Below are 25,619 nucleotides of genomic sequence, written 5' to 3'. Positions count from 1 at the left end.
GTGGTGCGAGGACGCTGCACGCCTTCGCAGGCAGCGTCAAGCCGCAGGCCTTGCCGGCTGTCCGGCTCAGGCCTTTAAGAACTCGGCTTTTGATCCTAACCACCGCTCAACTTGCCGCCTGGCCGCCTGCGGGTGCTTGTCCAATAACTGCGGTGCCAAGCGGCGCGCAGCTTGCAGCAGCACCGAGTCTTCCTGCAGGTCGGCAAAGCGCAAGAGCTCGGCGCCGCTTTGGCGTGCGCCCATGAACTCGCCGGGGCCTCGAATATCGAGATCGCGCCTTGCGATCTCGAAGCCGTCATTGGTTTCGGCCATTGCCTTCAGGCGCGATTTGCCGGTGTCGGACAAAGGCCCGGTATAGAGCAGCACGCAAACACTCGCGACCGCGCCGCGCCCGACTCTGCCGCGCAGCTGGTGCAGCTGGCTGAGGCCAAAGCGTTCGGCATGTTCGATCACCATCAGGCTGGCGTTGGGCACATCGACGCCGACTTCGATCACCGTCGTTGCCACCAGCACGCTGATGCGCCCAGCCGTGAACTCGGCCATCACCGCCGCCTTGTCGGCGGGCGTCATGCGGCCATGCAGCAGGCCGACCACGTAACCGTCTAATGCAGCGGAAAGCTCGGCGTGCGTCTCGGTCGCATTGTTCAGGTCCAAGGTCTCTGATTCCTCAATCAGCGGACAGACCCAATAGACCTGCGCGGCCTTGTTGGCGACCTCATCGCGGATCTTCTCGATCACATTGAAGCGCTTGCTGTCGGCGAACACCTTGGTGACGATCGGTGTGCGGCCCGGCGGCAGCTCGTCGATGGTGGATACCGCCAGGTCGGCGAAATAGGTCATCGCCAGCGTGCGCGGAATCGGCGTGGCGCTCATCATCAAGAGATGCGGCTCCAAGTCCATTGAAGCGAGCTTCTTGCGCAGCGCCAGGCGCTGCGCGACGCCGAAGCGATGTTGCTCGTCGATGATGGCCAGGCCCAGCTTGGCGAACTTCACCTTTTCCTCGATCACCGCATGTGTGCCTATCACCAGTTGTGCAGAGCCATCAGCTGCCGCATCCAGCATCTTCTGCCTCGCCTTGCCCTTGACGCTGCCGGTCAGCCAAGCGACTTTGAGCCCCAACGGCTCCAGCCAGCCGACCAGCTTTTTGAAATGCTGCTCGGCCAGGATTTCGGTCGGCGCCATCAGCGCGCATTGCCAGCCCGCGTCGATGGCGACGGCCGCTGCCAGCGCAGCCACCACCGTCTTGCCGGACCCAACGTCGCCCTGCAAGAGCCGGTGCATCGGTTGCGCCAGGGCCAGGTCTTGCGCGATCTCTTCGCCGACCCGCTGCTGCGCGCCGGTCAGGCCGAAGGGCAGCACCGCCAGCAACTGCTCATGCATGCCGGCGCGTTTGGCTTTGAGGGCCGGTGCTTTCAATAACGCCCGCTCGCGCTGCGCCTGCATCTGGCTGATCTGCTGGGCCAGCAACTCTTCGAACTTGAGGCGCTGCCAGGCCGGGTGGCTGTGATCTTCCAGCGTCATCAGCCGCGCTTGCGGCGGCGGGTGGTGCAAGAAGTTCAAAGCGTCGCGCAGCGCGGGCAGGGTGGGCGGCACCACGCCTGCGGGCAGCAGCTCGTTCAGATCGGCACGACTCAGGCCCGAGGCGACCGCGCGGCGCAGATAGGCTTGCGGCAGGCCGTTGCTGGCCGGGTAGACCGGCGTCAGCGCCGTGGCCAAGGCTGCACCTTCTACGACCGCCTTGAAGCTTGGGTGCACCATCTCGCGTCCAAAGAAGCCGTGGCGTAACTCGCCACGCACGCGGATGCGAGCGCCCACGGCCATGGTCTTCTGATGCGATGGGTAGAAATGGATGAAGCGCAAAAGCAGCTCCGCACCGCTGTCGTCTGCCAGCTTGACCAACAAGACGCGCCGGCCGCGCGTCTCGATCCGGCACTCCAGCACCTCACCCTCGCACTGCACCGGCTCGCCTTCATGCCCTTGCGCCTCGGCAATCGGGGTGATGCGGGTCTCATCTTCATAGCGCATCGGGAGATGCAGGGCCAGGTCGATGTCGCGCAGCAGGCCGAGCTTCTCCATCGCCTTTTGCGGCGCGGACTTGGGCTTGTTGGTGGCGCTGCTGGATTCTTTTCTATCGGCCTCGGGCATGGGCGGCATTCTGCCTTGGCTTGGGTGATGGACTTCTTGCTGCTCGAAAACTGGCTACCATGGCGGTAAGCCATATTCATCGATAGGGGCACCCGGTGCAAAGGTACTTGATCGGATTTGCGCTTTGTCTGTCTGCTCTGAACTGCAGTGCCGGCGGCTCGTCCGTACGCATCGGCGTGACCAGTTCCATTCAACCCTTCACTTTGCCTGTGCAGGACTCTGGCCTGCTGGTGGACTTGCTGCGCGCCGCCTTCGCGGCCGAGTCCGTGGCCAGTAGCTTTCAATACATGCCGCCGCTGCGCTTGGTGCGCGAGTTTGAATTGGGCCGGATCGACATCTATACCAGCGCTAAGCCCAATAGCGGCCAGCCCGGCGTGCTCTCACATTGGCCGGTCACGACGTTTGGAAATCAAGCCATCACCTTGAAGGCCAAATTCCCTCGCCTAGATGGCATTGAAGCCATGACCAAGCTGCGCGTCGTGACATTCCAGAATGCCAAGCGTTTTCTGGGGCCTGAGTTTGCCGCGATGGCGGCCGCCAACAAGGACTACATCGAAGTTGCGGGCCATCTGCCGACGGCGATGCTGAGCCTGGACCGGGCCGATGTGATCGTGTCGCAACCGGACATCTTTCGCTTTTGGCTCCTGCATGACAAGGCCCGTCGCGACAAGCAGGCGGTGTTGAACGACTTTGCCTTTCACGACTTGTTCAGTGCGGGCAATAAATACTGGTTCGCATTTCGCAGCGAGGCCTTGCGCGACCAGTTTGAGCGTGGCATCAAGGAGATCTACCAGAATGGCCAAGCCGAGGCCATCATCGATCGCTACGCCGTCGACTACGGCAGTTCGCGCGACTTTTTGATCGAGCTTGACTGCCGCTTCAAGAAAGTGCGGCCGGCGAACTGCCAAGCCGCTACGCCTTAGCTCCGTTGGCGATCTAACTCACATCGGCGACGGTGTCCCGGCCATGCGGTCGTACTTCAGGAAGTACTTTCTGGCCATGGCGATGAGCTGGTTCTCGGTGGGGTGGTCGACGGTCTCGTAGCCGACGATGTGCTTGGCGGTTTGCGGGCGGTGCTTGTCGGCGTAATGCTTGAAGTCGGCTTGGGCGGTGGAGGAGCCCACGACCAGCACTTCTTCAATGCCGTTCAGCGCGTCGCAAACTTCGCCGAAATATTCATGCTCGCTGCGCACGGCGCTGCCATGTTGTTTGGTGTGGTGGCTGTGCGCCTTGACCTTTTCGGCCTGCACATGGGCTTCGTCAAATTGCAGGACTTTGGCGCTTTGGTGATCGAGCCATACGACGGCGTGAAACATTGTCATTTGCTTACCTTTGAAGGGTTGAGAAAGAGAAAAGAGTCAGAGTTTGTTGTGGATAGCGGCGCCGCCATGGCTGCGTTCGTCGGCGGTTTGGCAGTTGATGCAGCGCAAGGCCTGGGGATTGGCCTTCAAGCGGTCGAAGGCGATCGCTTCGCCGCAATCGCCACAGCGGCCGAACTCGGGGCTGCGCAGGCGTTGCAAGGCTCCGTTGACTTGACGCAGGGCCTCAAGATTGGCGTCGCTGCGTGCCAAGTCCACTTCTCGGTCGGCGGCATGGGCTTGTTCGCCATCGCCGTCTTGCAGCAACTGCTCGCGCGCATGCTCGACGCGACCCTGTGCACCGAGCTGGGTTTGCAGCTCTTGCTCCAAAGAGCGCTGGCGTTGCAGCAAACCTGCTTCGATCAGCGCGCGCTGGCCGGGGGTGAGGTCTTGGGAATGAGTCATTGAATGCTTAGCTCCTTGGACAAATAGTCGCACCGAGGCGTTCCCGAGTACTTGACTTGCGTCAAACGCGAGCATGGGAAAATGCAAATCCAGTTTTCTGCTTGGCACGGGTCCGTCCGGCCCTCAACATCACATGCAATCCACACCTGTTTTCGTTCACAGCGTCAGCGACTTTGATTTCGAACTGCCGCCCGAGCTGATTGCCCAGCATCCTGCGCCCGAGCGCAGCGGCTCCCGCCTTTTGGACGGCCGCAGCCAGCCGCCGGTGGACCGCGTTTTTTACGAGTTACCTGAGCTGTTGATGGCCGGCGATTTGCTGGTCTTCAACAACACCAAGGTGATCAAGGCGCGTCTGTATGGCGCCAAGATGTCTGGCGGCTCGGTGGAAGCCTTGATCGAGCGAGTCCTCCCTGGCACTTTGGAGGTTTGGGCGCATGTGCGCGCCAGCAAGAGCCCCAAGCCCGGCAGCTTTGTGCGCTTCAATGATGCGTTTGACGCCGAGGTGCTGGGCCGCTGTGGCCCAGACAACGGCATGTTCCATCTGCGCTTTCCCAGCGACCCATTTGCGCTGCTGGAGCAGCATGGCCATGTGCCGTTGCCGCCTTATATCGAGCATGCCGATGAGGCCGATGATGTGCGGCGTTACCAAACGGTGTTCGCCAAGGAGCCGGGTGCCGTGGCGGCGCCGACCGCTGCCTTGCATTTTGATGAGGCCTTGCTGGCCCGCTTGACTGAGCGCGGCGTGGCCACCGCGCATGTCACCCTGCATGTCGGCGCCGGCACCTTTCAGCCGGTGCGGGTGGAAAAGCTCGATGAGCACAAGATGCATAGCGAGTGGTTTGAGGTGACGCCAGAAACAGTGACTGCGATCACTGCGTGCAAGGCGCGCGGCGGTCGGGTCGTGGCCGTAGGCACGACCACGCTGCGGGCGCTGGAGTCGGCGGCTGTGGGCGGTGAGCTTCTTGCTGGCGCGCGCGAGACCGATATCTTCATCACGCCCGGCTTTCAATTTCGCGTCGTCGACCGGCTCGTCACCAACTTCCATCTGCCCAAGAGCACGCTGATGATGTTGGTCAGCGCCTTTGCGGGCTACGAGCCCATCATGGCGCTATACCGCCATGCCATCGCCGCCAAATATCGCTTTTTCAGCTATGGCGACGCGATGCTGCTGGAGCGGCAAGATCGGTAAACGCAAGCCCCGCGATAATGTTTCCAGTTTCGACCCACTTTGCTTGGAGCCCTGACCATGTTTCACCACGTTGACGCCTACGCCGGCGACCCTATCCTGAGCCTCAACGAGGCTTTCCAGAAAGACACCCGCGCGGGCAAGATCAATCTGTCGATCGGAATTTACTTCGACGACAACGGCAAGATCCCGATGCTGGATTCGGTCCGCAAGGCGGAATTGCAAGTGGTGGCCGAGGCCGGCGCGCGGCCTTATCTGCCTATGGAAGGCGCGGCCAATTTCCGTAGCGCCGTGCAAAAGCTCTTGTTCGGCGAAGGCAACCCGGTGCTGGAGCGCACGGTGACGATACAGAGCGTCGGCTCCAGCGGCGGCCTCAAGGTCGGCGCCGATTTCATCAAGCGCTATTTCCCCGACAGCGCGATCTATGTGTCCGACCCTACCTGGGACAACCATCGTGCGGTGTTTGAAGGCTCCGGGATTGAGGTCAAGACTTACCCATATTACGACGCGGCCACCGGCGGCGTGCGTTTTGCCGACATGCTGGCCGCCATCAAGGCACTGCCCGCCAAGAGCGTGGTCTTGATGCACGCTTGCTGCCACAACCCGACCGGCGTGGACCTGAGCCCGCTGCAGTGGGATGAGCTGATCCCGGTCTTGAAAGAGCGCGACCTGCTGCCCTTCCTGGACCTGGCTTACCAAGGTTATGGTGACGGCATCGATGAGGACGCGTTCGCGATCCGCGCCATGGCCGACGCCGGCCTGAGCTTCTTCGTCGCCAACAGCTTCTCCAAGAGCATGAGCTTGTATGGCGAGCGTTGCGGTGCGCTGAGCGTGGTCTGCCCGGATGCCGCGCAGGCGGTCAATGTGCTGGGTCAGCTGAAGTTCCTGATCCGTCGCAACTACTCCAACCCGCCCATGCATGGTGGCCAGCTGGTCGCACGCGTGCTGACCGACCCGGCCCTGCGTTCGCAGTGGGAAGGTGAAGTCACCGAGATGCGTCAGCGCATTCACGAAATGCGCAACGCCTTGTACGAGGTGCTCAGCGCCAAGCTGCCGGGCCGCAATTTCGACTACTTCTTGACTCAGCGCGGCATGTTCAGCTACACCGGCCTGACGGCCGCTCAGGTGGATCGCCTGAAGGAAGAGTTCGCCGTGTATTTGGTCCGTTCGGGCCGCATGTGCGTGGCCGGCTTGAACAGCAAGAACGTCGAGGCTACGGCCGCCGCGATGGCAGCCGTTTTGGCCTGAAATCAGACCCTGCACGAGTGAGTGACGAGCTGCCCTCGCAGCTCGATCAGCTCGATGCCCATCTGGCCGCTGCCGAGGCGCGCCTGCATGACGTCACGCCGGGGGCCGAGAAACAAATCGTCTGGGGTGCAGCCGGCCGCGTGCGGGCGCCCTGGGCGGTGGTCTATCTGCACGGCTTTACGGCCACGCGCCAAGAGATGGCGCCGTTGCCGGAGCTGTTGGCGCAGGGCCTGGGCGGCCATGTGTTCTATACCCGGCTGAGTGGCCATGGCCGGCCGGGTGCTGCCATGGCCGGCATGTCGGTGGCGCAATGGCAGGCCGATGCCCTGGAGGCGCTGGCGCTGGGTCATCAGTTGGGCGAGCGCGTGCTGGTCATGGGCACTTCAACCGGCGCCACGCTGGCGGCCTGGGCCGCCTTGCAGCCGCAGGGGCGTGATGTGGCGGCCTGGGTGTTGGTGTCGCCCAACTTTGGCCCCAAAGACCGCTTTGCTGCGCTGATCAATTGGTCCTGGGGCCGCGCACTGATCCATTGGGTGCATGGCGGCGTGATGCGCTACAAGCCCGGCAATGCGACCAAAGCGCGCTATTGGACGCATGAGTACCCGACCTCGGCCTTGGACCCGATGATGGCCTTGGTGAGGCAGGTGCGGGCCAGCAAGCTGGAGGCGGTCACGGCGCCCTTGCTGATGCTGCTGTCGCCGCGAGACAGCGTCATCAATGTGGCGGATGCGCGGGCGGCCTTCAAGCGCGTGGGCAGCGCGAGCAAATGCTTGATTGAAGTGGATTACAGCGAAAGCGCGGGTCAGCATGTGCTGGCCGGCGATATTGAAGCGCCCAAAGCGACTGCGACGATGGCGGCGCAGGTCTTGGCCTTTATAAAAGGCCTGAAACCAGTTTGAGCCGATGCGCTTACAAAGGCGCCAACAAGCTGCTCCAGTCGTCGTCCCTGAAGCGCTCGCGGATCTCTAAGACCTCGGGCCACAAATCAAAGAAAACCTTCACGCAGGCCGGGTCGAAATGGCTGCCCGACTGGGCCCGGATATGGGCGACGGCATCGTCGAGCGACCAGGCCGCCTTGTAGGGGCGCGCAGAGGTCAAGGCGTCGAACACATCGGCCACCGCGACGATGCGGCAGAAAATCGGGATGGCCTCGCCGCCCAAGCCGGCCGGATAGCCGCTGCCGTCAAATTTTTCGTGATGACCCAGCGCAATCGCTGCGCCGGCTTGCAAGATGCTGGAGTTGCTGTCCTTCAGGATTTCGGCGCCATAAGCGGCGTGCTGTTTCATGAACTCGAATTCGGCCGGTGTCAGGCGGCCGGGTTTGAGCAGGATGGCGTCGCTGATGCCGACCTTGCCGATGTCATGCAACGGAGCGGCCTGCAGCAGCAGATCTTGCTCGGCCTCGCTCAGGCCCAGGCCCTTGGCGATCAAACGTGAGTAATGGGCCATGCGCAGGATATGCGCGCCGGTTTCGGGGTCGCGGTACTCGGCCGCCTTGGCCAAGCGGATCACCGTCTCGCGTTCGCGCTCGACGATCTTGGCGGTAGCCTGGCGCACCTCGTCGGCCAGCCAGGCGGCGCGGTCGTCCAGCTTGCGGCGAATCTCGCTCAGGGCCAACAGATTGCTGCTGCGCGCCAGGAATTCGACCTTGTCGATCGGTTTGATCAAGAAGTCCGAGGCACCGGCGTTGAGGGCGCGGTAGCGCACCGGCTTTTGATCATTGGCGGTGATCATCAAGATGGGCACGCTGTCTTTGCCGGGGGTGGCGCGCAGGCGCTCGATGAATTGCACGCCGTCGAGCTCCGGCATCATGTAGTCGACGATGATCAGGTCGGGTTGATATTGCTGCGCCCAGGCCAGGCCTTCGGTGGCCGAGGCAAAGCACTTGGCTTCGATCTCGCCGAGCTTGCTTACCAGCGCTTCAAACAGGGTCAGATTGATCTCGTTGTCGTCAACGATCAAGACCTGCCGTTTCACTTGATCATCGTGCATATCAGTTCCCGGCTTGAGGATGTTGGGCCAAGGCTTTCAGCAGCCGCGTGACTTCGAGTTTGAGCGCGGCCACCAACTCGGGCATGCCGACCATACTGCTTTTTTCGGCCTGTTCTTCGACTTGTCGCGCCATATTGGCGGCAGGGCGGGCATTGAACATGCCCAAAGTGCCCTTCAAGGCATGCCCGCCATGCAGCAGCGCATTGATATCTTGCGCCGCCAGCGCGGCATCCAGCTTTTCGACCTCAAGCGGCCAGCGACGCACAAAAATAGAGCTGATGATGGAGATCACGTCTTGATCGGCCTCCTTGAGCGCCTGCGCGTAGTCGAAGGTCGGCGTGGCCTCGATCGGGGCCGGCATGGTCTGGGCCGGCAGGGCCTGCTTGACGCCGGCCGCTGGCAAATAGCGTTGCACCATCAATTGAAAGGCTTTGACGTCAAATGGTTTGGACAGGTAATCGTCCATACCGGCCGCGATGCAGAGCTCGCGATCGGCCGCGGTGGCGCGCGCCGTCATCGCCAGGATGGGCGTGCGTGCGCGGTCTGTGGGCTCGCTGGCCCGAAAGCGGCGCGTGGCCTCCAGGCCGTCCAATACCGGCATCATCATGTCCATCAAGACCAGATCGAAGCGGCGCTGCGCCAGCATATCCAGCGCTTGCTGGCCGTTCTCGGCCAAGCTGACATGGTGGCCACTGCGCTGCAGCAAGGTGGTGGCCAGCTGCTGGTTGACCGGGTGGTCTTCGACAAGGAGCACATCGAGCCCATCGTCGGCCTGAGGGCCCGGCGTGCCTGCCGCAGGCTCGGGCCGACTGCTCGCCGGCGGCTCGGCGAGTTGCTGCCCAGCCAGTGCATAGGGCAGGGCAAAGTGAAAGTTGCTGCCCCGGCCCAGTTCGCTGTCGACCCAGAGCGTGCCGCCCATCGCCTCGACCAGGCGGGAGGAGATCGTCAGGCCCAGGCCGGTGCCGCCAAAGCGGCGGGTGATCGAGCTATCTTCCTGGGCAAAAGCGTCGAAGATGGAGTTCAGGTTTTCTGCCGGTATGCCCACGCCGGTGTCGCGAATGGTGAACAAGACGCTGGGCGACTCCTCGGTGCCAGCGGCCAGGCTGAGCTCCAAAGCCACCTCGCCATGCTCGGTGAACTTGATCGCGTTCCCGATCAGATTGATCAAAATTTGCCGCAGCCGCCCGGGGTCGCCGAGCAAGGGCTGCCGTGGCAAGTCCGGGGCCAGGCTGCACAAAAGCTCCAGGCCCTTGTCATTGGCGCGCAGGGCCAGCGGCTTGAGGGTGTCGCGGATGGTGGCCTCCAGATCAAAGGCGATCGACTCGATCTGCAGCTTGCCCGCCTCGATCTTGGAGAAGTCAAGAATGTCGTTGATGACGCGCAGCAAGGCCTCGGCGGAGTCTTTGACCACCAGCAAATGGTCGCGTTGTTCGGTGTCGACGGCGTCATCCAGAGCCAGCTCGGTCATGCCGATGATGCCGTTCATCGGTGTGCGAATCTCATGGCTCATATTGGCCAGGAAGTCGCTCTTGGCGCGGTTGGCCGCCTCGGCGCCCTCTTTGGCGCGGCGCAGCTCTTCGGAGACCTGCTTGGCCTCGCTGATATCGGTCAGGTAACCGTTCCAGACGATGCCGCCATCGGCGGCGCGTTTGGGCTGCACCTCGCCATGCACCCAAACCAGCGCGCCGCTGACCTTGTGGCGCATGCGGAAGTCCATCGTCACGGCGCATAGGCTCTGCGCCGATTCGACAAAGGTGGCCGCCAGGACGGCGGCGTCATCGGCATCCACCTGCTCGACCAAGCTTTGCGCGTCCTGGACGAGATCGTCCGGCGCCACGCCGCAGATGCGCGTGATCGCCGGGCTGCAAAACGGCATCGAGCGCCAGCCGGTGGGCGAGGTGTAGGCCTGGAACACCGCCACCGGGATGCTCTCGGTGATGTCTCTGAGCCGCGCACCGGCTTCTTTGAGCTGCGTCACGTCTTGCCAGATGCCGCTGTAGATGACGGCGCCGTCATCGGCCAGATCGGGCTCGGGGCGGATTTCGGAGCGCAGCCAGCGTTGGCTGCCGTCGGGCAGGATGATTTTGTAGTCATCGCGCCAGGGGCCATGCACGCGGGCCGCGTTCAACACGCCTTGCACGCAGCGCTCGCGAAATTCCGGTGCAATTTGCGCCACCGCCAGCCGGCCATCGCCCAACAAGGCCTCGGGCTCCAGGCCGCGAATCTCTTTCAGGCGGTCGCTGACGTAGCTGAACTTGATGTGCCGGCTTTGCAGATTGACTTGGCAGCGAAACAACACGCCGGGCACCGTATTCGTGATGTGGCGCAGCCGGGCCTCGCCCGCTTTGACGGCGGCCTCCATATTCTTGCGCTCGGTGATCTCGGTGCGGATGGCGATGTATTGCTCGGGCTTGCCGGACTTGCCCTTGAGCGGCACGATGGTTGCCTGCACCCAATAGAGGTGCCCAGCCTGCGCGCGATTGCAGACATCGCCATGCCAAACGCGGCCGGCCGAAATGGTGGACCACAAATTGGCGAAGAAGGCCTCCGGGTGCAGGCCCGAATTGATCATGCGATGGTTCTGGCCTAACAGTTTTTCCCGACGGTAGCCGCTGATTTGGCAGAACTTGTCGTTGACATAAGTAATATCGCCGGCCAGATTGGTGATGCTGACGATGCCATGCTGGTCAAGCGCAAACTTCTGGTCTGCCAGCTCGTCCAGCGCATGTTGCAAGTTTTCTTGGCTGTCCTCGCGCTGGCGCACCAGCTCGGCCATCAGCTGGGACAAGGCCTCCAGATCGTTGTCATCCTGCAGCGCCGCCGGCGTGTTGCCGGTGGACTGCAAAAGCCCTTGCGCGGTGGCACGCAGCGACTCGATCGCGCGTGTGCGGCTGGCCAGCTCCTTGCGAATGCGGTCGAAGGCGCCGCTCAACTCGACCGAGCTGAGCTCCAGGCTGCGCGTGCGCAGGTCGAGGTCGCGATCACTTTGTTCATAAGCGCCGTCAACCCGTTCGAACATGCCGCCCAGGCCAAGGAGCAGTTTGGCCGCTGCCGGTGACAAGCTGGGCTCTTGCGCCAGTTCGGCCAGCTCCGTCAGCAAGGCGGGCAACTGGGCCTCGTCGCTGCCCAGCAGGCGCTTGATCTGGCGTGAAAGCAGCTTGTGCATCGTGGCTGAATTTGCGTGCTTGGGCGTTGGGTCTGAAACTAGGGCCTAGCGCGAGTTTGGCATGGGGCTCAGAGGCGCTCACCGAGGTAGGTGATCGTCATGGTTTGATTGTGCAGCTTGCATTCGAGGTTGCCGGTGAAGGGGCTGATCTCGCCGTTGGAATAAAAGCCGGTCAAGACGACCGAGCGCCCGAACACATCGGCCACCGCCTCGATTTCTTCCTCGACCCGACCGCCCATTACCAGCTTGCGGCCAACGCAGCTGACCAAGATCCCCAGGCCCTGGCCTTCGCCCTGTGCGGCCATGGCGGCCGCGGCCGCAGCGGCTTGGGCTGCGCTTTCGGCGCCGCCCACCAGGGCGTCGGTGCTGGCATGCATCAGCTTGAGGTAACCGTCGGGGTCGATATCGCCGGCCAAGGTCAGGCTGCCGACCGACTCGTCCACGGCCAAGATGGTGCGAATCAAACCGATCTCGTTGTGGTCGCTGCCCAGCATCGCGAAGGGGAATAGCAGGCCCGAGGCCGGCAGGTCGCGCGCATAGTCGCCGAGGTAGCGTTTGTAGACGTCCAGCGCGGGCTCGCCGTCCAATTCGAACAAGACATTGCCGGCGCAGCGGGTGACGCGGCGCGCCGGCCCGAACGGCGCCCAGCCGCCGAAGGAGCCATGGGCGAAGACCAGGGCCTCGCCATAGAGACCAACGCACACCAGCTGGTCGGTGTGAACGCCGCTTTGATTCAGCACCCAGGTTTCCTTGAACGCGGCTGCATCGCCGGCCAGGCCGCCGGTGATGGTGACGCCATGACCCAGCACCGCTGTCATGCCGGCGATCAAGGCGCTGCCGTTGACGGCGACACCTTGACCCAGCAACAAGACGGCGCGCAGGCCGGCCTGCGGGAGTTGCTCGGCCAAGCGGCGGCCGGCGGCTTCGGAGTCGGCCATATCGGCCAGCTTGGTCGAAGCCTGCAGCGCGTGGCTGCCGGCGTTTTCGAAACGCAGCGCAGTCAGCACGCAGCTGTCGTCGCCCACGCCGGCGCTGGAAATTTCACCGGCTGTTGAGCAACCCATGCGCAGCGCCGTGGGGAATTGCGCGGCGATAGCAGGGCTCAAGCGTTTCAATAAAGGAATGGCGCTGAAGGCCAACACCAGACTTGGCGCCGGTAGCGAAGCAGACCAAGCGGCCAAGGCCCCATCGATATCGTCCTGTTCACGCAAGGTGATCTGTGCGACTTTCATGGAGCGAGTCCTTTGTCATGGTGATGAGCAGGCCAAGGCCTGAGCGCGCCATTTTGCATGAGGGCTGCACCTGCGCGGCGGTAAAAATGGGCGTCAATTGCCCACTTGGCGGATCGATCAGACCGAGCCGGCCGCAGCCAGGCGAGCGCAGAGATAAGTCCAGACCATCTGCGCCGCAGCGTAACTGCTCAGCTCGGCATGGTCATAGGGTGGAGCCACCTCGACGCAGTCCATGCCGACGAAGTTCAGCTGCGGCACCAGGTCTTCCAGGATGCTGAAAACCTGGTTGGTCGTCATGCCGCCGGGCTCGGGCGTGCCGGTGCCCGGCGCGAAGGCCGGATCCAGGCAGTCGATGTCCAGGCTCAGGTAGAGCGGCGGATGGCCATGCGCCGCCATCCGCTCGCGCACGGCTTGCAAGATGCTGCCTAAGGCGGCAGGGCTTTCCAGTCCCCGCAGCGCGCGGGCGGTGTAAATCAGGCCGCCCTGGTCGGCCACATAGTCGCGCGCCTCGCGCTGGCCGGCCGACCGGATGCCGAACTGCACAAAGCACTCGGGTATCACCAAGCCCTCCTGGATTGCTTCATAGACCCAGGTGCCATGGCCACTGGGCTCGCCGAAATGGTCGGTCCAGGTGTCGCAATGGGCATCGAAATGGACGACCGCCAGCGGCCGGCCGTAATGCGCTTTGTAGGCGCGCAGCAGCGGCAGTGTGATCGAGTGGTCGCCGCCCAACCACGCCATGTGATGGCTGGCGATCATCGGCGCGATCAGCGGCAGCATCGCCGCCCGCATCGCGTCCAAGCTGGTATTGGGCAAGAGCAGGTCGCCCAGATCGGTCAGGGCGCCTTCGGGCGTGGTGTCAAACAGCGGATGGGTGCCGTCGCACAGCATATGGCTGGCCTGGCGGATGGCGCGCGGCCCGAAGCGTGCGCCGGGCCGGTTGGTGACGCAGCCGTCCCAGGCGACGCCGGCGATGGCAAAAGGCTGCGCCGCGCGGGCTGCCACCTTCATGAAGGTGTTGTTGCTCAGGAATGCGAAATTGCTCATGTGTGCGTCCACTTTGCGGCTGTCTTGGAACGAGCCAGAGCCATGATGGTAATGGCCAATGCAAACGCGCAAGCGGCTAAAGTGCGCGGCATGTGCAATCTCTACCATGTCTCGTCCAAGCAGGAAATCGAGCGCCACTTCAGGCTGATCGTCGCTGCAGGAACGGCGCTGCCCGAGGGGACTGGCGTGGCTGTCGGGCCGTTTGGGCAAGGCGTGATGATTCGCGCTAACGCAGCCGGTGAGCGGCAAGCTGTTGCCGGCCAATGGGGCATGATCGCGCCGCATGCTTTGCAGCCCCGGCCGGCCTCGCGGGCGATTTTGACCAACAACGCCCGCATCGAGTCGGTGGCCGAGCGGCCGACCTACCGGGACGCTTGGGCGCTCGGGCGGCGTTGCCTGATCCCGGCGCAAAGTTACCAGGAGCCTAACTGGGAAACCGGGCGCAATATCTGGTGGCAGTTGCGGCGCGCCGATGGGGCGCCTTGGGCGCTGGCAGGGATTTGGTCGGAATGGGTCAACCCGAACACCGGCGAGCTGTTGCCCAATTATTCAATGCTGACGATGAATTGCGACGGCCACCCTTTGCTGAGTCGCCTGCACAAACCCGACCCGCGGCTGCCCGCCGATGCGCAAGACAAACGCTCAGCCATTCCCATTGCGGCCGAGCATTGGGATGCATGGCTGCGCGCGCCGCTGACTGAGGCGCAAGCCTTGCTGCGCCTGCCGCCGGCCGATTTGTTCGACCCGGCGGTGACGCAGGTCACCGATGAGCTGCTGGCCCGCCTGCGTCGCGATCCGGGGCCGACGCAGGGCTCGCTGATTTGACGCAGCGGTTTCCTGAGGGCTTCGTGCAGCTCAGCCTGTGCTCTTAAGCGCTGTGCTGTGCGCGGCGACGCTTGGCGACCATGCCCATGCCCAGCAAGCCAGCCGCCATCAGCGCGTAGCTCGCGGGTTCCGGCACAGGAGTAGGCACGCTGGTTGCCGTCACATAGTCTTGGTAGCTGCCGTTGTGGAGCTTCTTGATCTCGAACAGGCTCTTGCCTGTGTAGCTGACGGCAGCGCTCAGGTAAGAGTCAGCCAAGGCCGCGAATGAGGCGGTGTCGCTGCCTGCGCTGCTGTAATTGACGCCAGCATATTGACGCAGATAGAAATCGCCGCGGTTCGCGTTGGTGGTCCACTTGGTTTGGCCGTAACTGTCTTTGGACGCGTTGTAGGCCGTGGTCGCCAGCGGCTTGCCGCTGGTTTCGTGGGTGATTTCCCAGACTGCCAACTGGAACGCCGCATATTCGCGGGCCGTGTCGATGGCCTTGTCACCCTTGTAGAGGCTGGTGGCCGAATACAGGCCTTGCAAATTCTTGGCCTGGGTGGCGTTGCTGAAAGTGGTGACTTCGTACTTGTTCAGATTGGAGCTGGCGTATTGATTCAGTTCTACGCAATAGGCGTAAAAGCTGGTGTTCTTGTCGGTTTTGAACTCCATCAGGCCGGCCGAGACATCGCGCTTCACGCCGGCGACAGACAAGCCGATGCTCTTGCCGTTAACGCCGGTGAATTTGAGACTCAGCTCTTCGGCCGATGCGGCGCCTGTCAGTGCAAGTGCGGCGCAGGCGATCAGTGGGAGGTGTAGGTTTTTCATGATTTTCTTGAGCCCACCGCAGCGGGAAATGTGATTTGCCGCGACTCTAGGGGGCTCAGGCTTGGGCCGATACCCCGCGCCTGCGGGGCCTTGCGCGCCAGATGTGACTTACTGCTCGCTTATTGGCGAGCACCCCCCTGAATGAGGCCCCTGCGGCTGGAGCTTTGTAGGGCCGAGGCCAGAGTTTTCCAGTGGCGGGGCAAGCTTTGGGCGAGCAAGCGCAGGCGTCACGGATTGGATTCAGTCGGGGTCGGCTTGTGTCTGTGTCTTAAGCCAGCCGATGCGGCCCTGGCCGGCTTCATTGAGCCGGGCCACGAAGTCGGCCGCCGCCGGCACCGGCAAGGCGAAGCTCAGCTCGACCTGGCTGCCATGCAAGACCTCGATCAGCTGGGCTTGCGCTGCTTCGATTTCGCGCCGCAACAAGCCCTCAAAAGCATAGGGCACCGTGCAGCGCAGCGTTTGCAGCTTAACCAAGGGCACTTTCTCGGCCTTCAGCAGCGCTTGCGCGACGGCGTCGGTGTAGGCCCGCACCAAGCCGCCGGCGCCGAGCTTGGCGCCGCCCCAATAGCGCACCACGGTGGCCAGCACGCCTTCGAGATCTTGGTGGCGCAGCACCTCCAGCATCGGCCGCCCGGCCGTGCCGCTGGGCTCACCATCGTCCACCGCCGCCGACTGTCCGCCGCCCGAAAAGGCCCAACAGACATGCACGGCGCCGGGGTGCTCGGCCTTCAACTGGGCGACGCGAGCGCTGGCGCCGGCGCGGTCACTCATCGCTTCCACGCAGCCGATAAAGCGGCTCTTCTTGATGATCAGTTCGCTGTGGACGGGCTGGGCAATGGCGTTGGGCATGCAAGCATTTTCGCCGCTGCCGGGCTGGAGAGGCTATTTCGGCGCGTCCGCAGGGGTCTCGATCAGCGTGGCCTTGGCCAGGCTGGCGCCGACATGGCGTTTGAAGATGGCCTCCAGCGTGCCGTCTTTTCGCATCGAATGCAGAGCGCTACGCAGACGCTGCCGGTCGGCTTCGCTGACCCGTTGGCGCGACACGATCAAGCCGGCGGTGATGCGGTCCTGCGGTGCCCAGTCGAGCACGCTGATCTGATCTTGCAGGCCCTCGCGGCGCAATATCCGCGGCCAACTGGTCGGCAAGGCCAGCATCGCATCGGCACGGCCGAGCTTGAAAACGCGCACCGCGGATTCAAAGTCCGGCACCTCGGTGACGCGCTGCTGAGCCCGCATTTTGTCCAGCCAGCCATCAAAAGCGGCACCATGCTTAAAGCTTTTGACAACCACCACCACGCGTTTCGCGTCGGCCAAGAAAGCCTCCGGCGTACTCAGAGCGCTTGCCAGTTCACGTCGTATGAGCGCGAAGTTATGGCTCTGCATATAGAGCATGAACTCGGCGAACTGTTCGCGCTCAGGGCTGGGGATGCCGGACACGCTGAGGTCCAAATTGTTCTTGGCCAACTGGTCCCAGATGCGCACGCGCGACTCCAAGACGGTGTTGAACACGCAGCCGCTGCGTTTGGCCAACTCATTGACAACGTCGAGATCGATGCCGGCATAGTCACCCTGGGCTTCGCGGTAGTAGAGCACCCCATGCTCGTAAAAGGCCAGGCTGTAGGGGCCGCAAGGTGCCGCCTGCACTCGACCAGGCTCGTAGAGACCAAGAATGAGCAGGCTCAGCAAGAGCAATCGGGACATATCAAATCCTGCCATCAGGGGCTTTCGAGGCGCATCACATGGGCGAGCGAGCTGTCAACATGACGTCTGAAGATGGCCTCAAGCGCGCCGTCTTTTTGCATGCTTTGCAGGCCCGCACGAAGCAAGGCAAGGTCGGCGGGGCTCACCCGCTCGCGCGACACAATCAGCGCGTGGGCGATGGAGTCGTTGGGTGCCCAATCCATGATGCTGATTTGGTCCAGCATCGGGTCGGCGCCGGGCACGCGCGCCAAGCTGGTGGGCAGCGCCAGCATGGCGTCAACCCGCCCGGCTTTGAACACGCGCAGCACCGAGTCGAAATCCGGCAACTCCTCGACACGGCGCTGCCCGCGTAGCTGAGCCAACCAAGCATCAAACACGGGGCCATGCTTAAAGCTCTTGACCACGGCAACCCGGCGCAGCGGATCGGCCAAAAAGGCATCCGGCGTCGTGATGGTGGCGGCCAAGTCGCGGCGCAGCAGTGCGAAGTTGCGGGTCTGGAAGTAGGGCAGAAATTCGGCGAACTGCTGGCGCTCCGGCGTGGCGATGCCTGAGACGCTGAGATCCAGCTTGTGCTTGGCCAATTGATCCCAGATGCGAACGCGTGATTCCACTACCGTGTTGAATTTGCAGCCGCTGCGGCGGCTCAGCTCATCGACCACGTCTTTGTCGATACCGACATGTTCGCCGGCGGCATTGCGATAGTAGAGCGCGCCCAGCTCATAAAAGGCCAGCGTGTATTGGCCGCATACGCCCTGGCCAGAAGCGGTGCTGGGGTAGAGGCTCAGGGCCGAGGCCAGCAAGGTGGTGGATAAAGCCGCGAAAAGAGGACCGCGCATGCCGAGCTCATATCTGCGTTGGCGGTGCTGTCCGCTGAGCGGATCTCTAAACCGGGTCCCTGAGCGGCCCAGTGTAAAGGGAGTCCGCTGCTGCGACAATCGCGCCACTATGCTGAAGTTCGACTTACTCAAAACCGAGGGCCGCGCACGTCGGGGCCAGATGACGCTCAACCATGGCGTCGTGCAAACACCGATCTTCATGCCGGTGGGCACTTACGGCACCGTCAAGGGCGTGATGCCGCGCTCACTTGAGGAGATGGGTGCGCAGATCATCCTCGGCAACACCTTCCATCTGTGGCTTCGCCCCGGCATGGACATCATCAAACAGTTCGGCGGCTTGCATCGCTTCGAGAGCTGGAACAAGCCCATCCTGACCGACAGCGGCGGTTTCCAGGTCTGGAGTCTGGGCGAGATGCGCAAGATTTCGGAAGAGGGCGTCAAGTTCGCCTCGCCGGTGAACGGCGACAAGCTCTTCCTGACGCCCGAGATCAGCATGCAGATCCAAACGGTGCTGAACTCCGACATCGTGATGCAGTTCGACGAATGCACGCCGTATGAGAGCAAGGGCCACATCACGACCGAGAAAGAAGCGCGCGTCTCGATGGAGATGAGCTTGCGCTGGGCCAAGCGCTGCGCCGATGAAATCAACCGTTTGCAAAACCCGAACGCCTTGTTCGGCATCGTGCAGGGCGGCATGTATGAGGGCCTGCGTGACCATTCGCTGGCCGGCTTGGCTGCCCTGGATTTGCCCGGTTACGCCATCGGTGGCTTGAGTGTGGGGGAGCCCAAGGAGGACATGCGGCGCGTGCTGGCCCATATTGGGCATCAGCTGCCCGCCGACAAACCGCGTTACCTGATGGGTGTGGGCACGCCGGAGGATTTGATCGAGGGCGTGACGCAGGGCATCGATATGTTCGACTGCGTGATGCCGACCCGTAATGCCCGCAACGGTCATTTGTTCACCCGCTTTGGCGACCTGCGCCTGCGCAACGCCCGCTACAAGACCGACGAGAGGCCGGTGGATGAGACCTGCAGCTGCTACTGCTGCGCTAATTTCTCGCGCGCCTATCTGCACCATCTGGACCGCTGCGGCGAGATGCTGGGGCCTATGCTGACCAGCATCCACAACCTGCATTACTACCTCAATCTGATGCAAGAAGCGCGCGATGCGCTGGATGCACCCGGCACGGGCGGCTTTGAGGCATTCCGCGTCAAGTTCGCCGAGGATAGAGCGCGCGGGGTGTAATTTGGCACGGGGCGCGGGCGCCGCCTTGCCCGCATGATGGGCACATCATGCTGAAAACCCTCAAGCGCGCCTTGCTCCTGCCTGTGCGCCTGCTGCTGGCGCTGCTGATTCTGTTCGAGGAATGGGGTTATCAGCCCTTGGCGCGCTTGATGGCCCGCTTGGGTCGGCTGCCGGTCTTGCGTCAGCTCGAAGACCTGATTACGCGCTTGCCGCCGGCTGCCGCCTTGGCTGTGTTGCTGCTGCCCGCGCTGCTGCTCTTGCCGGTCAAACTGCTGGCGCTGCTTTTGATCGGTAGCGGCCGATTCGGCCTGGGCTTGAGCCTGGTGATCCTGGCCAAGCTGGCCGGCACCGCCATCGTCGCCCGCTTGTTCCAGCTGACCCGTCCGGCCTTGCTGCGCATGGCTTGGTTCGCGCGTTGCTATGCAAGTTGGACGATCTGGAAGAGCGGCTTGTTGAGCTGGCTGCGCGCCAGTGAAATATGGCGCTGGGGGCGCCTGTTCAAGCGGCGGCTGCGCCGCTTTATGCGGGCCTGAGGCCTTTTTAGCGCAGCCCGGTGATGGCGGCCTTGAAGCGCGGCACAGAGTGCGGGTGCCGGATGAAAACCTTGGATGAGCGTTTCCCTCCGCCACGATTGGCGTGAATTGTTCACGCTTTGATCGACTGCCCCGCTGCTGGGTGTTGCTCACCCCCTCGAACACAGGGTGCCTGTGCCTAGGTCGAAAGCCTGTCTGCACATAGGCTGAGTCATTCCTCTTCAACCCAGGCCCAGAGCCTTACAGTCCATGAAAACCAAGCTCATTTTTGCCGCGACTTTGTTGGCCGCTGCCGCGCTTCCAGCCAGCGCCGCGCAATTCGATTTCTACAAATTGGGTCGGGGCGCCGCAAGCGATTTCTTGCCCATGCCGACCAACTTGCCTGAACCGGTCAACGGCATACCCTGCACCGGTGGCGACATCTGCAGTTCAAAGGTCGACAAGGGCGAGTTCGGCGGCAGCCTGAAGTACACCAATGGCGGCCTGGTGGCGATCGCGACCGCAACGTACAACGGCTTCAGCGCTTCGGTCGTGCAGGACAGCGAACCCGGCTGGACCGCCAGCAAGGGTGCTGGCCTGGGCGTCTACCACCTCAAGGGTGCCAATGATGATGACAACATCACCGCCGGCGAAAAACTCACCATCAGCTTCAACCAAGTCGTTAAATTGACCGGCATACAGCTGCGCTCAGATGGCCACAATTTCACCAGCTGGAAGCCAAACTCGACGTTCTTGTTGAATGACCTGTCGACCGCCTTGCCGGCCGGCACCGGCGCCATCACCTTCGCTCAACCCATGGTCGGGCAGGTCTTCACCTTTGCCTATGGCGGCGCCAAGGCCGACCAGTTCTATCTCGGTGCCCTGAGCGCCCAGGCGATGCCTGTGCCTGAGCCAACGACCTTGGCCTTGTTGCTGGCGGGTTTTGGTTTCGTCGGTTTGCAGGCGCGCCGCCGTCAACAGGCCTGATACCGGCTGTCTGATGCCGTGGACCCGAGTCGGGTCCACCTCAGCATGGGTAAAGCTGCTCAGCGTCTCCCGCTGAGCAGCGCCGCGAAGCGCTGCAAATACTCCGGCGCCCGGACGAATACATACAAGCTGAAGACCAAATTGGCCAGGCCCACCGACAAAAACAGCTCGGGGATGCTGAAGCCAAAGCTGCCCATCAGCACGCCGGCCAACAGCGAGCTGACGATCATGAACAGCGCATTGAGGATGTTGTTGGCTGCGATGATGCGAGCGCGGTGGCTGGGCTGCGAGCGCAGCTGGATCAAGGCATACATGGGCACGCTGTAGAGCCCGGTAAACAGCGCCAGCAGACCCAGATCGGCCAACACGCGCCAATGCTCGGGGTGCGAGAAAAACTCGCTCAAACTCAGCAGTACCGGCTTGGTGGACAGGCCGCGCGAGGCGAAGTAAAGGTCGATGGAGAACAGCGTCATGCCTATGGCGCCGACCGGCACCAGGCCGATCTCGACGCTGTGGCGCGACAAGCGCTCGCACAGCAGCGAGCCAACACCAATGCCGAGCGAGAACATCACCAGCAGAGCGGTGGCGACCTGCGCGTCGCCATGCAGCACCTCCTTGGCGAAGGCCGGGAAGTTGCTCAGATAGACCGCACCAAAGAACCACATCCAGGAGATACCCAAGAGTGAGCGAAACACCACCGGGTCTTGGCGCGAGAGCTTCAAGTTGCGCCAGGTCTCGGTGAAGGGGTTCCAGTTGATCTTGAGTGTCGGGTCGGTGGCCGGGCAGGGTGGGATGAACTGGGCCAGCAAGCGGCCGAGCAGGGCGGCGAGCAAGCAGGCGATAGCGACATTGCGGGCGCCGACTTCGGGTACGGCGATCAGCAAGCCGCCCAGCACCTGGCCGAGCAAAATGGCGACAAAAGTGCCCATCTCGACCATGCCATTGCCGCCAATCAACTCGCGCTCGTTCAGCTGCTGGGGCAGGTAGGCATATTTGACCGGCCCGAACAGCGTCGAGTGCAAGCCCATCAAGAGCACGCACAGCAGCAGCAGCGGCACTTGCGTCGTCAGATAGCCCCAGGCCGCCAAGGCCATGATGGCGATCTCGAGCGACTTGACGAAGCGCATCAGCTGGTGCTTTTCGAGCTTGTCGGCCAGCTGCCCGCTGGTGGCCGAGAAGAGCACGTAAGGCAGGATGAACAAGGCATTGATCACCAGCCCGGCCTGTGAAGCCGGCAGCCAGTCCAGCTGGAGCTGGTAAGTAATCAGGATGATGAGCGGGAATTTGAATAGATTGTCATTGCCCGCGTTGAGAAATTGCACCCAAAAATAGGGCGCAAAGCGGCGCTGCTTGAGCAGCGCAAACTGGCTGCTGTGGTCATGGGAATTCATTGATTAGCTTGCTTTACCAGAATTGCCATTGGCCGGTCTTGACGACCCAGATGCCCAGCACGCCATTGGTCACGGCGTGCGCGATCACGGCCGTCCACAGCTTGCCGGTGCGCACATAAAGCCATGCGTAAGCCAGACCCGCGACGACCGCGCCCAGCCACAAGGTGTGGGCCAGCATGAAGACAAAGGTCGAAAGCACGATGGCCTTGATGCCCACGCGGTGGGGGTCCACGGTTTCGAACTTGGGGCTCTCAATCCAGCGCATCAAAAAGCTGCGCCAGAACAGCTCCTCCATCACCGGCACGATCAAGGCAGCACCGCACCAGCGCAGCGCGATCAAGGGCCACATCAAGCGCCCCTGTTCATCCAAGGGCAAGAAGCTGGCGGTGGGCTCGCCGAGTTGCATCCATGGCGCGTCAAGATTGATCCAGAGCACGAAGACCACGATGCCGACCAACACGCTCCAGATCAGCTCACGCCGGCTGGGTAGGTTTTGGCGGGCCAACTCGCCATAGTCGAGCCAGAACCAGGCCAACAAGCCGCCGACCACCAAGACGCTGACGCCGTAAACATAGCGCGGGTCAATGTGCTTGCTTTCCGGCAAGAAGCCCCGCAGGGCCAACAGAGCCATAAAGGCGGCAAAGGGAATGGCGCGTGCCAGGGCGGCGGGGCTGAGATTCATCGTGGTCTTGCGGGCGGCAGCCGTTTAGAGCGTAAGAGGCCGCAAGCCTACCTTGAATTGATGACAAGCCCAGCAGTAAAAGCCCGCGTTTGGCGGGCTTGCCATCTCAGGGGCTGCGCTGCTCCAGCAAGAAGTTAGCACCGTCATACTGGCCGAGCTTGTCAACCAGGTAAGGCATGCAGGCCTGCAGATCGTCGTGCAGGGTGAAGGGCGGGTTGATCACGAACATGCCGCTGCCTAACATGCCAAAGCCTCGGATATCGGACTGCTGTTGCACCGTCAGGCGCACGTGCAGCCAACCCTTTTTGGCGCTGGCGTCCGCGGCGGCCTTGAGGCGCTGGGCCAACTGGGCCGATTCCAGCAGTTGCAACTGCGGGTACCAAATCAAGAACACGCCATCGGCGAAGCGCTCAAGCCCCTCGCGCACAGCCGTCAAGACCTTGGCGTAGTCGGTCTTCAACTCATAGGACGGGTCCATCAGGACCACCCCGCGCCGCGACGGTGGCGGCAGCTCGGCGCGCAGCGCGGCGAAACCGTCTTTGTCACTGACCTGGGTGTTGGGGCGGGTGGAGAGATAGGTTTCGAGAATGCGGAAATCGGTCGGGTGCAACTCATGCACACGCAGCCGGTCTTCTTCGCGCATGATCAAGTTGGCAATCCCGGGCGAGCCTGGGTATTGGCGCAACTGCCCGTCGGTGTTGAAGGCTCTCACCAAGTCCATATAGTTGGCGAGCGGTTCGGGCAGGTCTTTGGCATCCCAAAGGCGTGAAACGCCGTGCACGTACTCGCCTTTTTTCTGCGCGTACTGGCCTTCAATCGAATACCCGCCGGCGCCGGCATGGGTGTCGACCAGGGTGTAAGGCTTGTCTTTCTCTCCCATATAGCGAAGCACCTGCGTCAAGATCAGGTGTTTGAGAACATCGGCATGGTTACCGGCGTGGAAGGCGTGTCTGTAAGCGAGCATGGGTGAATTTTAGGCTGTGCGGCTCCGCCGCGACCGCCGAACGGCCAAATTCAAAGGTTTTGAGTCACGTCGGGCCGCGTCGGCGACTAGGCAGCCGAATTCGGGGTCTGAAATGAAATCCGGCTAGGCTCTACGCTTTTGCGAACCAAGCCAATTCAATGCCAAGCCTTTTCGACCCCATCCAAATCGGCGATTTGTCGCTCACCAACCGTATCGTCATGGCGCCGCTGACGCGCAGCCGCGCGCCGGGTTTGGTGCCCAATGACTTGATGGTCGAGTACTACCGTCAGCGCGCCAGCGCCGGGCTGATCATCAGCGAAGGCACGCAAATTTGCGAGCAAGGGCAGGGCTACTTCGACACGCCGGGAATACATACGCCCGAGCAAGTGGCGGGCTGGCACCGCATCACCGACGCGGTACACGCGGCAGGCGGCAAGATCGCAGCCCAGCTCTGGCATGTCGGGCGCGTCTCACATTGCGACTTTCAGCCCGGTGGCGCCGCGCCGGTGTCGTCAACGGCGCGTGCTGCGAGCGGCAATTCGCGCACGCCCACCGGCCTCAAGCCCTTGTCCACGCCGCGCGCACTGAGCACGGCCGAGGTGGGCGGCGTGGTGCAGCAGTTCGCCCACGCGGCGCGTTGCGCGATGGATGCGGGCTTTGATGCGGTCGAGGTACACGGCGCCAACAGCTATTTGATCGACCAGTTTTTGCACGACAGCATCAATGATCGGGTGGACGCCTATGGCGGCTCGATAGCAAACCGCGCCCGCTTCGTGGTCGAGGTGATGACGGCGGTGGCCGGCGCGATTGGGGCGGGCCGCAGCGGCTTACGCCTGAGCCCGGTCAATTTGGCCAGCACGCCCGCCGGCTGTGACTCCCAGGTGCAAGCGCTCTACAACCATGTGGCCGAGCGGCTCGCGCCCTTGGGGCTGGCGTTTTTGCATGTGGTGGAGGGCCAGACCGGCGGTCCGCGCGATGCCACGCCGTTTGACTATGCGGCCATGCGCGAGCGCTTTGGCGGCCCCTGGATAGTCAACAACGGCTACAGCCGCGAGATGGCCTTGAAGGCGGTGGCCGAGGGCCGCGCCGACATGGTTGCGTTTGGGCGCGATTTCATCTCCAACCCCGATCTGGTGCGTCGCCTGCGCCTGAATGCGGAACTGCAGCCGCTGGAGCGCACGACGCTGTACGGCGGCGGGCCGGCGGGTTACACCGACTACCCGATCCTTTGATGGCGGTGAAGGCCCCTCTCAGCCGCGCCGCATCTTGGCGCGGAACAGCTCGGTGATCGTCACCTCCCGCGGGCCGGCAAGCAGCTCAAAGGGCTTGCCGGCCTCGATAGACCCGGCTTGCTGCACCGCCAAGTAAAAGCCACACCAGGCGCTTTCGCTCATCAGCTTGACCGCCTTGTTGAAGCCCATCACCGCGTTGAACTTGAAGCAGGGGTAACGCGGCTCGCTGACCAGCAGCTCGCAGCCGGCGAAGCGCAGGCGATCGCCGATCCATACGTCTTTCTCCAGCAGCCCGGTCAGCGTCAAGTTCTCGCCCATGGCGCCGGGCGCCAGCGCCTCGTCCCAATCCGCCACCTTGGCCTGCGCCCGCACGGTTTGCCAGAACGCGTAGTGCTCGCTGGGGTAGGCGTAGACGGCTTTGGAGAGGCCGCCGTGCACGCTCAGGTCAGCCTGCTCGTCCCCCTTGAGGCCCAGTGGCCCCACTTCAAGCGGGCCACTGTGCGCGCGCTTTCGAATCCCGCTTTGCACGGTTTGACCGTCCAAGGTCTGCAGGGTTTGGGCCGAGGCGATATTGATGCTGATCAGTTTCATGGCGTGGAGTGTGACAAAAGTCGCGCCCCTTTGCCGCGCGAGCCCGACCCGGCATGACTTCATTC

The 25,619-nt window shown here is 62.8% G+C and carries 23 protein-coding genes and 1 pseudogene; 9 read left to right on the top strand and 15 right to left on the bottom strand.

Annotated elements, in window-relative coordinates:
* Positions 1-66 precede the first annotated feature (66 nt).
* A complete protein-coding gene (gene recG, locus LNV08_RS05490; RefSeq protein ID WP_263532664.1) occupies positions 67-2,145 on the bottom strand; it encodes an ATP-dependent DNA helicase RecG in 2,079 nt (692 codons plus the stop codon).
* A 176-nt stretch (positions 2,146-2,321) separates the two neighbouring features.
* On the opposite strand from recG, the gene LNV08_RS05485 reads away from it, so the two are divergent.
* The gene (locus LNV08_RS05485) at positions 2,322-3,068 is read left to right on the top strand and encodes a transporter substrate-binding domain-containing protein (RefSeq protein ID WP_263532663.1); all 747 of its coding nucleotides are present in this window, start codon (positions 2,322-2,324) and stop codon (positions 3,066-3,068) included.
* An 18-nt stretch (positions 3,069-3,086) separates the two neighbouring features.
* On the opposite strand, the gene LNV08_RS05480 is transcribed toward LNV08_RS05485, so the two are convergent.
* Together LNV08_RS05480 and LNV08_RS05475 are read right to left on the bottom strand one after the other, a co-directional pair.
* Positions 3,087-3,467, bottom strand: coding sequence for a hypothetical protein (locus LNV08_RS05480; protein ID WP_263532662.1), 381 nt, complete (start codon positions 3,465-3,467; stop codon positions 3,087-3,089).
* 36 nt (positions 3,468-3,503) lie between these two features.
* Entirely contained in the window at positions 3,504-3,908 is a 405-nt protein-coding gene (locus tag LNV08_RS05475) for a TraR/DksA family transcriptional regulator (protein WP_263532661.1), read from the bottom strand.
* Between the two features lie 133 nt (positions 3,909-4,041).
* Here LNV08_RS05475 and queA point away from each other — a divergent pair, with 133 nt between their 5' ends.
* Genes queA through LNV08_RS05460 form a run of 3 tightly spaced genes read left to right on the top strand, consistent with a single transcriptional unit; the run spans position 4,042 to position 7,241 of the window.
* Positions 4,042-5,097 (top strand): tRNA preQ1(34) S-adenosylmethionine ribosyltransferase-isomerase QueA, encoded by a 1,056-nt coding sequence (queA, locus tag LNV08_RS05470; RefSeq protein WP_263532660.1) that lies wholly within the window; start codon positions 4,042-4,044, stop codon positions 5,095-5,097.
* Between the two features lie 57 nt (positions 5,098-5,154).
* Positions 5,155-6,342: an aromatic amino acid transaminase gene (locus tag LNV08_RS05465; protein ID WP_263532659.1), complete on the top strand. Its 1,188-nt coding sequence runs from the start codon at positions 5,155-5,157 to the stop codon at positions 6,340-6,342.
* 17 nt (positions 6,343-6,359) lie between these two features.
* A complete protein-coding gene (locus LNV08_RS05460; protein WP_263532658.1) occupies positions 6,360-7,241 on the top strand; it encodes an alpha/beta hydrolase in 882 nt (293 codons plus the stop codon).
* A 10-nt stretch (positions 7,242-7,251) separates the two neighbouring features.
* Here the strand turns inward: LNV08_RS05460 and LNV08_RS05455 are convergent, their stop codons facing one another.
* From LNV08_RS05455 to speB, 4 genes are all read right to left on the bottom strand, one after another.
* Entirely contained in the window at positions 7,252-8,334 is a 1,083-nt protein-coding gene (locus LNV08_RS05455; protein ID WP_263532657.1) for an HD domain-containing phosphohydrolase, read from the bottom strand.
* Position 8,335: 1 nt separating this feature from the next.
* Positions 8,336-11,500 carry a PAS domain-containing protein gene (locus tag LNV08_RS05450; RefSeq protein WP_263532656.1) on the bottom strand — a complete coding sequence of 1,055 codons (3,165 nt, stop codon included), beginning with the start codon at positions 11,498-11,500 and terminating at the stop codon, positions 8,336-8,338.
* A gap of 68 nt (positions 11,501-11,568) precedes the next feature.
* Positions 11,569-12,732 carry an FIST signal transduction protein gene (locus tag LNV08_RS05445; protein ID WP_263532655.1) on the bottom strand — a complete coding sequence of 388 codons (1,164 nt, stop codon included), beginning with the start codon at positions 12,730-12,732 and terminating at the stop codon, positions 11,569-11,571.
* Positions 12,733-12,849: 117 nt separating this feature from the next.
* A complete protein-coding gene (gene speB / locus LNV08_RS05440; protein ID WP_263532654.1) occupies positions 12,850-13,779 on the bottom strand; it encodes an agmatinase in 930 nt (309 codons plus the stop codon).
* Positions 13,780-13,821: 42 nt separating this feature from the next.
* Between speB and LNV08_RS05435 the strand changes: the two genes are divergently transcribed.
* The gene (locus LNV08_RS05435; RefSeq protein WP_263532653.1) at positions 13,822-14,604 is read left to right on the top strand and encodes an SOS response-associated peptidase; all 783 of its coding nucleotides are present in this window, start codon (positions 13,822-13,824) and stop codon (positions 14,602-14,604) included.
* A gap of 43 nt (positions 14,605-14,647) precedes the next feature.
* Here the strand turns inward: LNV08_RS05435 and LNV08_RS05430 are convergent, their stop codons facing one another.
* The 4 genes from LNV08_RS05430 to LNV08_RS05415 all read right to left on the bottom strand — a co-directional run bounded on the left by LNV08_RS05430 (position 14,648) and on the right by LNV08_RS05415 (position 17,949).
* The gene (locus LNV08_RS05430; RefSeq protein WP_263532652.1) at positions 14,648-15,412 is read right to left on the bottom strand and encodes a PEP-CTERM sorting domain-containing protein; all 765 of its coding nucleotides are present in this window, start codon (positions 15,410-15,412) and stop codon (positions 14,648-14,650) included.
* Positions 15,413-15,652: 240 nt separating this feature from the next.
* Positions 15,653-16,261, bottom strand: coding sequence for an IMPACT family protein (locus LNV08_RS05425; RefSeq protein ID WP_263532651.1), 609 nt, complete (start codon positions 16,259-16,261; stop codon positions 15,653-15,655).
* Positions 16,262-16,294: 33 nt separating this feature from the next.
* On the bottom strand, positions 16,295-17,113 hold the full coding sequence (locus LNV08_RS05420) for a substrate-binding periplasmic protein (protein WP_263532650.1): 819 nt from the start codon (positions 17,111-17,113) through the stop codon (positions 16,295-16,297).
* Between the two features lie 14 nt (positions 17,114-17,127).
* Positions 17,128-17,949, bottom strand: coding sequence for a substrate-binding periplasmic protein (locus tag LNV08_RS05415; RefSeq protein WP_263532649.1), 822 nt, complete (start codon positions 17,947-17,949; stop codon positions 17,128-17,130).
* Between the two features lie 109 nt (positions 17,950-18,058).
* Between LNV08_RS05415 and tgt the strand changes: the two genes are divergently transcribed.
* The 3 genes from tgt to LNV08_RS05400 all read left to right on the top strand — a co-directional run bounded on the left by tgt (position 18,059) and on the right by LNV08_RS05400 (position 20,694).
* Positions 18,059-19,195 (top strand): tRNA guanosine(34) transglycosylase Tgt, encoded by a 1,137-nt coding sequence (gene tgt, locus LNV08_RS05410; RefSeq protein ID WP_263532648.1) that lies wholly within the window; start codon positions 18,059-18,061, stop codon positions 19,193-19,195.
* Positions 19,196-19,242: 47 nt separating this feature from the next.
* A complete protein-coding gene (locus LNV08_RS05405) occupies positions 19,243-19,728 on the top strand; it encodes a hypothetical protein (protein WP_263532647.1) in 486 nt (161 codons plus the stop codon).
* A gap of 249 nt (positions 19,729-19,977) precedes the next feature.
* Positions 19,978-20,694 (top strand): PEP-CTERM sorting domain-containing protein, encoded by a 717-nt coding sequence (locus LNV08_RS05400; RefSeq protein ID WP_263532646.1) that lies wholly within the window; start codon positions 19,978-19,980, stop codon positions 20,692-20,694.
* 65 nt (positions 20,695-20,759) lie between these two features.
* Here the strand turns inward: LNV08_RS05400 and LNV08_RS05395 are convergent.
* From LNV08_RS05395 to LNV08_RS05385, 3 genes and pseudogenes are all read right to left on the bottom strand, one after another.
* A pseudogene (locus LNV08_RS05395) lies at positions 20,760-22,085 on the bottom strand (MFS transporter); the annotation flags it as partial.
* A 13-nt stretch (positions 22,086-22,098) separates the two neighbouring features.
* Positions 22,099-22,767 carry a CAAX prenyl protease-related protein gene (locus LNV08_RS05390; protein ID WP_263532645.1) on the bottom strand — a complete coding sequence of 223 codons (669 nt, stop codon included), beginning with the start codon at positions 22,765-22,767 and terminating at the stop codon, positions 22,099-22,101.
* A 106-nt stretch (positions 22,768-22,873) separates the two neighbouring features.
* Entirely contained in the window at positions 22,874-23,731 is an 858-nt protein-coding gene (locus LNV08_RS05385) for a 23S rRNA (adenine(2030)-N(6))-methyltransferase RlmJ (protein ID WP_263532644.1), read from the bottom strand.
* A gap of 158 nt (positions 23,732-23,889) precedes the next feature.
* On the opposite strand from LNV08_RS05385, the gene LNV08_RS05380 reads away from it, so the two are divergent.
* Positions 23,890-24,963: an alkene reductase gene (locus tag LNV08_RS05380; protein ID WP_263532643.1), complete on the top strand. Its 1,074-nt coding sequence runs from the start codon at positions 23,890-23,892 to the stop codon at positions 24,961-24,963.
* A gap of 18 nt (positions 24,964-24,981) precedes the next feature.
* Here the strand turns inward: LNV08_RS05380 and LNV08_RS05375 are convergent, their stop codons facing one another.
* Positions 24,982-25,554 (bottom strand): MOSC domain-containing protein, encoded by a 573-nt coding sequence (locus LNV08_RS05375; protein ID WP_263532642.1) that lies wholly within the window; start codon positions 25,552-25,554, stop codon positions 24,982-24,984.
* Positions 25,555-25,619 lie beyond the last annotated feature (65 nt).

The organism is Paucibacter sp. TC2R-5 (assembly GCF_025717605.1).
GTDB lineage: Bacteria > Pseudomonadota > Gammaproteobacteria > Burkholderiales > Burkholderiaceae_C > Paucibacter_A > Paucibacter_A albus.
This window is presented reverse-complemented; position numbering and strand designations above follow the sequence as displayed.